Source organism: Amycolatopsis sp. CFH S0740 (assembly GCF_004522315.1).
Classification (GTDB): Bacteria; Actinomycetota; Actinomycetes; order Mycobacteriales; family Pseudonocardiaceae; genus Amycolatopsis; species Amycolatopsis nivea.
Genome location: NZ_SDLS01000040.1, coordinates 74,694 through 84,372 on the forward strand (window position 1 = coordinate 74,694; position 9,679 = coordinate 84,372).

The following is a 9,679-nucleotide window of genomic DNA, read 5'->3' on the forward strand; positions in this document are numbered from 1 at the left end:
GCCGGGAGTGCAGGCAACAGGCATTTCACTGCGGCCTGGGCACACTCATCCCTAGGCTTGGGTATCGTCGACTCCCAGCCAGACTGAACCGCATCCCGGGGAATGATGACCGACCAGCCGAACGCTAATTCTGATCAGTCCGGTGCCGTCGGAACGGACCGGTTGGGGCCTCGGCCGCTTGAGCGGCCCGCGGTCGACCAGCAGCAGGCGGCTGTCTTCGGGCGGCCGCACGGGGTCGAGGGGGCGTTCGACAAGCTTTACACCCCTGCGCCCAACGGGAACGGGCAGAAGCTCAATCTCGCGCCGCCTACGCCGGAGTCGCTGGCGGAGGCGTTCAGCCGTCCCGCGGGGGCTGAGGGAGTGCGGTTGCAGCGGCCGCTCGAGGCTTCCGGGGAGAGCGGTACTTCCGAAGATCCGTTGTGGACGGACGCCAGCGATCCGTGGCGGGATCCGGCGGCCGGGGCGGTGTTGGCTGGGCCTGCGGTCGCTCCGGAGGAGGACGAGGCCGAGAAGCCGAAACTGCCCAAGGGCGCGCAGTTGAGCTTGCCCGAGGTGTTGTTCGGGCGGCGGGTGCAGCCGAAGGCGTTGGCGCTGCTGGGGGTCGTCGCGCTGGTGATCGGCGCGGTGGGCGGGCTGGTCGGCTGGTGGGTCGCGGACACGGGGTCCGCGTTGACCGGCAGCGCCACGATTTCCGAGGCGGAGGCGGCCAAGGAGCGGCCGCCGGGGTCGCTCGCGGACATCGCGCGGCGGGTGTCGCCCGCGGTGGTTTCGCTTGAGGTCGTCAAGCCTGGCGCGGACAGCGGCGAGCAGGGCTCCGGCGTGGTGATCGATCCGCAGGGGTACGTACTGACCAACGAGCACGTGGTCGCGACCGCGGTCGGCGACGCGGCTACGAAGATCACCGCGGTGTTCAACGACGGGACGCGCACCGAGGCCAAGATCGTGGGGGCGGACCAGAAGACCGACCTCGCCGTGGTGAAGGTCAACGTGACCAACCCGGTCGTGATGCAGGTCGGGAAGTCGTCGGATCTGCAGGTCGGGGACGCGGTGATCGCGGTCGGCTCGCCGCTCGCGCTGCAGAACTCGATCACCGCGGGCATCGTCAGCGCGCTCGACCGGCCGGTCACCGCGGGCGGCGACAACGGGGCGGCCCCGGTCACCTACTCGGCCATCCAGACCGACGCGGCGATCAACCACGGCAACTCGGGCGGTGCGCTCGTCGACTCGACCGGGGCGCTGGTCGGGATCAACTCCGCGATCCGCTCGTCCAGCTCCGACGGCGGCAGCATCGGCATCGGGTTCGCCATTCCCAGCGACTACGCGATCAAGATCGCCAAGGCGCTGATCAAGGACGGCAAGGTCAAGCACGCCGACATCGGGATCAACGCGGCCTCGACGGTCGCCGGCTCGACCACGATGGGCGCGCAGGTGCGCAACGTCGCCCCGGGCGGACCGGCGGCGTCGGCGGGGATCAAGGAAGGCGACGTGATCACCAAGGTCGGCGACCACGTCGTGCGCGACTCCGCCGAACTGACCGTCGCGGTGCGCAGCCACGATCCGGGCCAGGTCGTCCCGGTGCAATTGGCCCGCGACGGCGCGCTGCTGGTGGTGGATGTCACGCTCGGCTCGGACTGACATCCGTTCTTAAGCTCCCGTGCGACGTTCGGGCCTGCCAGGACGAGAACAGGCCCGGGTAGTCTTGGGCGGGGCAGCACCGAGCGGAGGTTTCACGGGTGTTCGACAGTGTCGGCTGGGGCGAGATCCTCGTGATCATCATCGCGGGGCTTTTCATCCTCGGACCCGAACGGCTGCCCGAAGCGGCGGCCTGGATGGCGAGGAGCGTCCGCAAGGCCCGCGACTTCGCGACCGGCGCGCGCGAGCAGCTGCGCGAGGAGATGGGCCCCGAGTTCGACCAGCTGCGCAAGCCCCTGGAAGACCTGCGCGGCCTGCGCAACCTCGACCCGAAGCGGGTTGTCGCGCAGCATTTGTTCGACGGGGATTCGGATCCGCTGGGGTTGAATGGGTTCAAGAACGACCTGAACGGATCGAACGGGAACGGTTCCAACGGTGCTCCGACGATCAAGCCGCAGACCGCGTTGCCGCAGCCGGAGCCGTTGAAGCCGGGCGAGCGTCCGCCGGTGGATCCGGACGCGACCTGATTTCTCGTACGACCAGCCGGGCGACGCGCTGATCAGGCTGGGTAGCCTCAGGGCATCAGCTCAACCGACCCTGGAGGTTCCCGATATGTCACGCCGTGCGGCTGCGCTGGCCGGAACGATCGCTGCGGCCGCCTTCGCCGTCGCCGGGTGCAGTGCCGACGACGAGCCCAGCACCAAGGCGCCCGCCACCTACACTTCGGTGCCCGCCCCGGCGATGCCGTCTTCTTCGGCCCCGTCGAACGCTCCGTCGAGCGCTCCCGGGAACGGCAGTGCCACCGGTGAGCAGCCGAACGTCAAGCGCGGCGCGCAGACCGGCGAGGCGGGCGTCGACGTGCTGGTCACCGTCGCCTACCAGGGCGGGAAGGTCACGCCGCCGGCTGAGGTCGTCGACGTCAAGGTCGGCAACAAGGTGAAGATCCTCGTGTCGTCCGACCAGCCGCAGAACATCGACGTCCAGGACCTGCCGGACAAGTCGGGCGACGTGTCCGCGAAGAAGCCCGAGGACATCGACTGGACCGTGAGCAAGCCGGGCGACACTAAGGTGACGCTCCGCGAGTCCGGTGCCCTCCTGGTGACGATCCACGCGTCCTAAAGAGCACAAAAAAAGAGGCGTGCACCTGGATCAGGTGCACGCCTCTTCGCTGAGCAGGATCAGCGTCCGGCGGGGCTGACGTTCAGCATCATCCCGGCCAGCCCGCGCGCCCGGACCGACAGCTGCTTCGCCGCGTCCTTGAGCACCAGCGCCGCCGGCACCTCCGGATCGGACAGCACGATCGGCGTGCCCTCGTCGCCCTGTTCGCGCAGCCGCGGGTCCAGCGGGACCTGGCCCAGCAGCGGCACCGTGGAGCCCACCGACTTCGACAGCGAATCCGCCACCGTCTGGCCGCCGCCCGCGCCGAAGACCTCGATGCGTTCGCCGGTCGGGGTTTCCAGCCACGACATGTTCTCGATCACGCCCGCGACGCGCTGCCGCGTCTGCATCGCGATCGCGCCCGCGCGCTCGGCCACCTCGGCGGCGGCCTGCTGCGGCGTGGTCACCACGAGGATCTCCGCGTTCGGGATCAGCTGCGCCACCGAAATCGCGATGTCGCCGGTGCCCGGCGGCAGGTCCAGCAGCAGGATGTCCAGGTCGCCCCAGAACACGTCGGCCAGGAACTGCTGCAGCGCGCGGTGCAGCATCGGGCCGCGCCACACGACCGGGGTGTTGCCCGGGGTGAACATGCCGATCGAGATGACCTTCACGCCGTGCGCCTGCGGCGGCATGATCATCGTGTCGACCTTCGTCGGCTTCTCGCGCGCGCCCAGCATGCGCGGCACCGAGTGGCCGTAGATGTCCGCGTCCACCACGCCGACCGACAGGCCGCGCTCGGCCATCGCCACGGCGAGGTTCACCGTCACCGACGATTTGCCCACGCCGCCCTTGCCGGACGCCACGCAGTACACCCGCGTCATCGAACCCGGCTGCGCGAACGGGATCACCGGCTCCGCCGCGTCGCCGCGCAGCGATTTGCGCAGCTCAGTGCGCTGCTCGTCGCTCATCACGTCCAGCTCGACCTTGACGTCGGCGACGCCGGCGAGCTTCGAGACGGCCTTCTTGGTGTCCTCGGTCAGCGTCGCCTTCAGCGGACAGCCCGCGACCGTGAGGTAAATCCCGACGGTGACCAGCCCGTCGTCACCGACCGCCACGTCCTTGACCATGCCGAGGTCGGTGATCGGTTTTTTGATTTCCGGGTCGTACACGTCCTTCAGCGCGGTGCGGACGTCGTCGACGCTGGGGAGCTGCTGTGTACCAGTCACGCTTCCATCGTACGTACTGCCCAGTTCAGCTTTGCTTGGCCTTGCGCGGCTTGGAGTCCACGTCGAGATCGTCGCGCAGCCGGTCGAGCTCGCTGCGCAGGTAGTCGCGGGTCGCGACCTCGCCGACCGCCAGCCGCAGCGCCGCCAGTTCGCGGGCGAGGTACTCGGTGTCCGCCTTGGTCTGCGCGGCACGCGTGCGGTCCTCTTCCAGCGACACCCGGTCCCGGTCGTCCTGGCGGTTCTGCGCGAGCAGGATCAGCGGCGCGGCGTACGCGGCCTGCGTCGAGAACGCCAGGTTGAGCAGGATGAACGGGTACGGGTCCCACCGCAGCGACACCGCGACCAGGTTCAGCACGATCCAGACGACCACGATCAGCGTCTGCCAGAACAGGTACTTCCCGGTGCCGAGGAACCGCGCGATCCGCTCGGTGAACCGGCCGAAGGTGTCCGGGTCGATGTTCAGCCGCAGGCGGGCCTGGCTGCGCGGCTGGTCGAGCCTGCGGCCGGTCCTGAGTTCAGGCACGTTCGGCCTCCTCCAGATCAGCGCCGTCGGCGCCATCGGTGACGTCGTGCAGCCCGGTTTCGCGCCAGTCGTCGGGCAGCAGATGGTCGAGCACGTCGTCGACGGTGACGGCGCCGAGCAGGTGGTCCTCGGCGTCGACGACCGGGCCGCAGGCCAGGTTGTACGCCGCGAAATAGCGGGTGACCTCGGACAGCGTCGCTTGCGGGCGCAACGCGGTGAGGTCGGTGTCCACCGCGCTGGCCACCAGTTCGGCGGGCGGTTCGCGCAGCAGCCGCTGGAAGTGCACGACGCCGACGAACCGGCCAGTCGGTGTCTCGGTCGGCGGACGGCACACGAACACCATGCTGGCGAGCGCGGCGGGGAGTTCGGCGTTGCGGATGTGCGCCAGCGCCTCGGCGATCGTCGCGTCCGGCGTCAGCACCACCGGTTCCGGCGTCATCAGACCGCCCGCGGTGTCCGACGAATACGCCAGCAGCCGCTTGACCGGCGCGGATTCCTCCGGCTCCATCAGTTCCAGCAGCCTGCTCTGCTCGGCGGGCGCGAGTTCGGCGAGCAGGTCGGCGGCGTCGTCCGGGTTCATCGCCTCGAGGATGTCCGCGGCGCGTTCCTCGGCGAGGTAGGACAGCAGTTCCTTCTGGTCGTCCTCGGGAAGCTCCTCGATGACGTCCGCGAGCCGTTCGTCGTCCATCGCGTCGGCGACCTCGTGCCTGCGCTTCATCGGCAGGTCGCGCAGGGTCGCGGCGACGTCGACCGCGCGCATCGTGTCGAACAGCATCAGCAGCTGGCCCGCGCCTTGCGGCTGTCCGGCGAGGTCGGTGAGCCCGAGCCCGGCGACCTCGTTCCACGGCAGCACCTGCATCGCGGTGCGCCGCCTGCTCAGGGACAGCCGGGTCGGCCGTTCGCGGACGGCGAGTTTCGCCAGCACCCAGTCCCGGGTGCGGGTCGGCTCCATCGCCGCGTCGACCACGGTGACCCGGGTGTCCGCGCCGGTGAGCGTCGCGTGCGCGTCGAGAAGCTGGCCGCACACCAGCACCTCGTTGGGCCGCTGGTGGAAATGCCGCATGTTGACCGAACCCGTGGCCAGCGTCACGGCGTTCGGTTCGATCGAGGTGACCCGCAGCATGGGCACGAACACCCGCCGCCGGGTCGCCAGCTCCACGACCATGCCGAGGATCCGCGGCGGCTGCTGGTCCAGCCGCAGCCCGGCGACCACGTCGCGGACCTTGCCGATCGACTCCCCGTCGGGCCCGAACACCGGCAGACCCGCGAGCTGTGCTGCGTAAACCCGGTTTGTGCCTGCCATGGCGCCGACACTATCGGCTGGCGCCCGAGCGCGCTCGTGCCGCGACTCGGCGAATTCTCAGGCTGCCATGGCCCACCGGGTGAGCGTGGGCAGCGCGTCGGCGGACGGGCCGTCGTCGTCCTCGGGCAATCCGCCGAAATCGACCAGATCCTGGGCGTGCCACAGCCGGTTCTGCACCGCCCGGACGAGCGTCCACGCCTTGGCGCGGTCGCGGTCCAATCCGCTCGCGGCGAGCTTCGAGTCCAGTGTGGATTCACTGAACCGGTTCCACAGCAACGAAAGCACGCCGTACTCGAGGTCGCCGGCGAGCGGTTTCGGATCGATCACCAGCCACGGCTCGCGAATGCCGGACAGCACGTTCTCGTAGTGCAGATCCTCGTTCACCAGTGCGTTTCCGGCTTCCGGACTGAGGTCGCGGCACACCTCGAGCGCCGCGTCCAGCTCTCGGCGGGGGAGCGGTTCGGCCAGCTCCCGCCACGATTTGGGCAGTTCTTCGAGCAGTTCCTCCGCGACCGCGGACAGCGTGCGGGTGAGCTCGGCGGGCGCGGGCACGGCGAGCCGCCGGGCGAGTTCGCTCATGATCTCGACGGCGGGCAGCAGCGGTTCGCCCTCCAGCGTCCGGCTGTCGTCGAGGCGTTCCAGCAGCATCACGCCGTCCTCGGGCGCGGATTCGAGCAGCAGCACCGATCCTCGACCGGCCCATGTGGACAGTGCGAGCGGCTCGTCGCGCGATTCTTCCTCCACCCAGCCGAGTTTCAGCACGACGCGGGAACCGTCCGCGCGCCGGGCGGGCTGGACGACGCCGACGTAGCCGTGCCGGGCGGTGTCCTCGAACTCCAGCCCCCACTTCCGGGCGTACCGCTGCGCGAGCGCGGGCAGCGAGGCGAGCCACGGGACGGCTTCCGGACCGAGCACCTTGGGGGCGCGTTCAGCGAAGACGGGCGGGATCTCCAAAACGGTCACAACGCCCATCCTGGTCGGGCGCGCAAACCGTTTCCGGGGCTGTTTCGCGCGCGTACAGTGAACGGATAGGGGTTTGGCGAACCCGGGAGCTGCCATGATCGTCGAGATTGTCAGCGCGGTGGTCGTCGCGGGCGGGGTGTGGCTCGCCTCCGCGGTGCGCGTGGTCAAACAGTACGAACGCGGGCTGGTGTTCCGGTTCGGCCGGGTGCGGCCGGAGGTCCGGGATCCCGGGCTGGCGCTGCTGCTGCCGATAGCCGACCGCATGCAGAAGGTGAACATGCAGGTCGTGACGCTGCCGGTGCCCGCGCAGGACGGGATCACCCGCGACAACGTCACCGTCCGGGTGGACGCGGTCGTGTACTTCAAGGTGATCGACCCGGTGCTGGCCGCGGTCCACGTGCAGGACTACCGGTCGGCGATCGGCCAGGTCGCGCAGACGTCGCTGCGGTCCATCATCGGCAAGAGCGACCTGGACGACCTGCTGTCGAACCGCGAACGGCTCAACGAGGGCCTCGAGCTGATGATCGACAGCCCGGCGCTCGACTGGGGCATCCACATCGACCGGGTCGAGATCAAGGACGTCGCGCTGCCGGAGTCGATGAAACGCTCGATGTCGCGCCAGGCGGAGGCCGAACGCGAACGCCGCGCCCGGGTGATCTCCGCGGACGGCGAGTTGCAGGCGTCGCACAAGCTCGCCCAGGCCGCCGCGACGATGGCGGACACCCCGGCGGCGCTGCAGTTGCGGCTGCTGGAGACCGTGGTGCAGGTGTCGGCGGAGAAGAACTCGACGCTGGTGCTGCCGTTCCCGGTGGAGTTGCTGCGGTTCCTGGACGCGCGGACCGACCCCGCGGCGCCGGTCGCGAAACCGCCGGAGCCGCGAGCACCGTCGGCGTCGGAAGCGGCCAGCAACGGACAGGTCGCGCCGCCCGCGAGCGAGGCGAGCGACGTGCCGGATCAGCGGTCGAGGTAGCCGTTCATGCCGAGGACCAGCAGCGTCACGAAGAAACTGCCCCACAGCGCGGCCGTGACGTAGCCGACCACGACGGCCGACAACGCCATCGTGCGGCCGCCTGCCTCGTTGCGGTTGGCCTTGGCCAGCGCGACGTGCCCCATCACGATGCCGGGGATCGCGAGAACGCAGGTCACCAGGCCGAGCACGGAACACACCAGCGCGCCGGTCGCGAGCCCGCTGTCGCTGGTGTTCGGGTACGGCCGGTAGGCACCGCCGTACGGAGGCGGAGCCGGGAAGCCCTGGTACGCGGGCGGCGGCGCGAACGGATCCGGTTGCGCCGCAACGGGATACGGGGTCGCCGATGGTTCCGCGGCAGCAGCCGGCTGCTCGCCGGGCAGCACCGCGACCGGTCCGGGATCGGGTGCGGTCCAGCCCGGCGGCGGGACGGGCGAGTCGGTCTCCGCGGTGGACGACACGGCGTCCGCCGGAGCCTCGTACGGCGTGGGATCGGCGGTGGCCGGCGGCTCGTACGGAGCGGGGTCCGCGGTCGGCGGCGGCTCGTACGGCACCGGATCGCGGTCGGACGGGGTGGTCATCGGGGCTCCCTCACGGTGCCGGGTTCGGAGGACGACGCTACCGGGTTTCGCGGCGGCATCAGCCGAAAACTCCGGACTGGACCAGCGCGCGCACGACCAGCGGGACGGCGATGCCCCAGACGATCAGCGCCGCGTAGCCGATCACGAACCCGGCGACCGCCAGCGCGCCGCCGGTGCCGCGGCCGCGCCGGGCCCGGTAGAACGCGACGTGGCCCATCACGATCCCCGCGATGGCCATCGGCCCGCACACCACGAACCCGGCGATCGAGCAGATCAGGGACCCGATCGCGAGCCCAGCGCCGGGTGCTGGACCCCGCGGCGGATAGGGCTGGTGCTCGTACGACGGGTGCTCGTAGCTGTCGCGGCCAGCAGGCTCGTCGCTGCCCTCGCTCATCGGGATCCTTCGCGGTTTCGGGTGGATCAGCACCTTATCCGCACCTTAACGGGGGAAACCGGGGCCGGGCGTGAGCACCCTCATAGCCGCTCGGGCGCGAACCAGTCATACTCCCCGGTAACCCAGCGCCGGGAGCCGGCGTCGCCGCCGAAGGGAGCCCAGAGATGGCCCGTCTTGCCCGGACCGCCGGCCTGACCGATGTGCAGCAGGAGATTCTGTCCACGGTGCGCTCGTTCGTGGACAAGGAGATCATCCCGCACGCGCAGGCGCTGGAACACGCGGACGAGTACCCGGCGGAGATCGTCGAGGGCATGAAGGAAATGGGCCTGTTCGGGCTCACCATCCCGGAGGAGTACGGCGGCCTGGGCGAGTCGCTGCTCACCTACGCGCTGGTGGTGGAGGAGATCGCGCGCGGCTGGATGAGCGTGTCCGGCGTGATCAACACGCACTTCATCGTGGCGCACATGATCAAGCAGCATGGGACGCCGGAGCAGAAGCAGCACTTCCTGCCCCGGATGGCGACCGGCGAGGTCCGCGGCAGCTTCTCGATGTCCGAGCCGGACCTCGGGTCGGACGTCGCGGCGATCAAGACCCGGGCGCGGCGCGACGGCGACGACTACGTGATCGACGGCGCGAAGATGTGGCTGACCAACGGCGGCTCCTCCAACCTGATCGCGCTGTTGGTGAAGACCGATGAGGGCGCGGAGAAGGCGCACCAGAACCTGACGACGTTCCTGGTCGAGAAGCCCTCCGGGTTCGGCGAGGTGCTTCCCGGGCTGACGATCCCGGGCAAGATCGACAAAATGGGCTACAAGGGCGTCGACACCACCGAAGCGGTGTTCGACGGCTTCAGGATCGGCGCGGACAAGGTGCTGGGGAAAGCTCCGGGCAAGGGCTTCTCGTACATGATGGACGGCGTCGAGGTCGGCCGGGTGAACGTGGCGGCGCGGGCCTGCGGGATCGCGATCCGGTCGTTCGAGCTGGCGATCGCG

At 69.9% G+C, this 9,679-nt stretch carries 11 protein-coding genes; 5 read left to right on the forward strand and 6 right to left on the reverse strand.

What is annotated here, in order from left to right:
- The first annotated feature begins 105 nt into the window (after positions 1-105).
- From EIZ45_RS41095 to EIZ45_RS41105, 3 genes are all read left to right on the forward strand, one after another.
- The gene (locus EIZ45_RS41095) at positions 106-1,635 is read left to right on the forward strand and encodes a S1C family serine protease (protein ID WP_134668858.1); all 1,530 of its coding nucleotides are present in this window, start codon (positions 106-108) and stop codon (positions 1,633-1,635) included.
- A gap of 98 nt (positions 1,636-1,733) precedes the next feature.
- Positions 1,734-2,159, forward strand: coding sequence for a Sec-independent protein translocase protein TatB (gene tatB / locus EIZ45_RS41100; RefSeq protein ID WP_134668860.1), 426 nt, complete (start codon positions 1,734-1,736; stop codon positions 2,157-2,159).
- A gap of 85 nt (positions 2,160-2,244) precedes the next feature.
- Positions 2,245-2,751: a hypothetical protein gene (locus EIZ45_RS41105; RefSeq protein ID WP_037815913.1), complete on the forward strand. Its 507-nt coding sequence runs from the start codon at positions 2,245-2,247 to the stop codon at positions 2,749-2,751.
- Positions 2,752-2,810: 59 nt separating this feature from the next.
- Here EIZ45_RS41105 and EIZ45_RS41110 read toward each other — a convergent pair whose 3' ends face one another.
- Genes EIZ45_RS41110 through EIZ45_RS41125 form a run of 4 tightly spaced genes read right to left on the reverse strand, consistent with a single transcriptional unit; the run spans position 2,811 to position 6,745 of the window.
- Positions 2,811-3,956 (reverse strand): Mrp/NBP35 family ATP-binding protein, encoded by a 1,146-nt coding sequence (locus EIZ45_RS41110; RefSeq protein ID WP_134668862.1) that lies wholly within the window; start codon positions 3,954-3,956, stop codon positions 2,811-2,813.
- 25 nt (positions 3,957-3,981) lie between these two features.
- On the reverse strand, positions 3,982-4,479 hold the full coding sequence (locus EIZ45_RS41115) for a DUF1003 domain-containing protein (RefSeq protein ID WP_037815909.1): 498 nt from the start codon (positions 4,477-4,479) through the stop codon (positions 3,982-3,984).
- Entirely contained in the window at positions 4,472-5,782 is a 1,311-nt protein-coding gene (locus tag EIZ45_RS41120; protein WP_037815906.1) for a magnesium transporter MgtE N-terminal domain-containing protein, read from the reverse strand. The genes EIZ45_RS41115 and EIZ45_RS41120 overlap by 8 nt, the downstream gene beginning before the upstream one ends.
- Positions 5,783-5,839: 57 nt before the next feature.
- Positions 5,840-6,745, reverse strand: coding sequence for an aminoglycoside phosphotransferase family protein (locus tag EIZ45_RS41125; protein WP_167756696.1), 906 nt, complete (start codon positions 6,743-6,745; stop codon positions 5,840-5,842).
- 94 nt (positions 6,746-6,839) lie between these two features.
- On the opposite strand from EIZ45_RS41125, the gene EIZ45_RS41130 reads away from it, so the two are divergent.
- Positions 6,840-7,715, forward strand: a complete 876-nt coding sequence (locus tag EIZ45_RS41130) for a slipin family protein (RefSeq protein ID WP_134736112.1) — start codon at positions 6,840-6,842, stop codon at positions 7,713-7,715.
- Here EIZ45_RS41130 and EIZ45_RS41135 read toward each other — a convergent pair.
- A complete protein-coding gene (locus EIZ45_RS41135; protein ID WP_134668868.1) occupies positions 7,700-8,293 on the reverse strand; it encodes a DUF4190 domain-containing protein in 594 nt (197 codons plus the stop codon). The genes EIZ45_RS41130 and EIZ45_RS41135 overlap by 16 nt on opposite strands.
- A gap of 58 nt (positions 8,294-8,351) precedes the next feature.
- Positions 8,352-8,687 carry a DUF4190 domain-containing protein gene (locus EIZ45_RS41140; protein WP_043832010.1) on the reverse strand — a complete coding sequence of 112 codons (336 nt, stop codon included), beginning with the start codon at positions 8,685-8,687 and terminating at the stop codon, positions 8,352-8,354.
- A gap of 164 nt (positions 8,688-8,851) precedes the next feature.
- On the opposite strand from EIZ45_RS41140, the gene EIZ45_RS41145 reads away from it, so the two are divergent.
- Positions 8,852-9,679 (forward strand): acyl-CoA dehydrogenase family protein (locus EIZ45_RS41145; protein ID WP_134736113.1); only part of this gene is annotated, 828 nt, incomplete at its 3' end.